This window comes from Pseudomonas vlassakiae (genome assembly GCF_014269035.2).
In the GTDB taxonomy this organism is placed as follows: Bacteria; Pseudomonadota; Gammaproteobacteria; order Pseudomonadales; family Pseudomonadaceae; genus Aquipseudomonas; species Aquipseudomonas vlassakiae.
The window spans coordinates 1-689 of the sequence record NZ_JABWRP020000058.1; the positions used below are offsets into that span (position 1 = coordinate 1).

At 62.7% G+C, this 689-nt stretch carries 1 protein-coding gene; it reads right to left on the reverse strand.

The window, feature by feature from the left end; all coding sequences use genetic code 11:
• Window positions 1–603: DUF6861 domain-containing protein (locus HU738_RS25765; protein ID WP_367616191.1), on the reverse strand; the 603-nt coding region annotated here is incomplete at its 3' end.
• Between the last annotated feature and the right edge of the window lie 86 nt (window positions 604–689).

The window sequence follows — 689 nt, forward strand, 5'->3', positions numbered from 1 at the left end:
CATCACCACTTCCACATGCCCAGTGGCAATGAAATGCGCCGCTTGATCGATGGCATACGGGTTGTCCTGGCTGAACGCGTTCAGCCCTTCTTCACCGCGTGTGCCTTCCCAGGCGATGCCGATGCCTTGCAGGTAGTACTCGCCAATGCGCGGCAAGCCGTCGACGAAGAATTCGGCGAGCGAGGCGATGCCCAGCACGCCGAGGATCCAGCCGCTGACCTTGAAGCCGATGGCGGTGCCGGCTACGCCGCCGGGAACGGCACCGGCACCGCCGGCGAAGGCGCCGATGCCGGCGCCGAGCAGGCCGCCGGTGAGGGCAGTGCCAGCGACGATCATCGCCATTTGCTCGGCGACGCCGAGCAGGTCGTTGAGGATGCTTTTGATATCGAGGTCGGCGAAGCGCTGGCGCAGCAGCTGGCCGGCTTTCGATTCGGCCCCGTAGAAAGCGCGCCGCACGCTGTCCACACGGCGCAGGTTGAGGGCCAGTGACGGCACTGCTTCGTTGAGGTAAGTACAGAAGTGGGCACCTCCTTGATAGCCCATTTCATCGGTGATGCGTGTCTCGATATCGCGCCAGGTGGGCACGATGTGCCAGAGCAGCATGAGGCGTCTCCCTGCCAGTTTTTGTGCAGGGGAATCACATCATGGAGTGGATGTGGGACGTTCCTGAGTCAGCTGTAGGAAAAGTT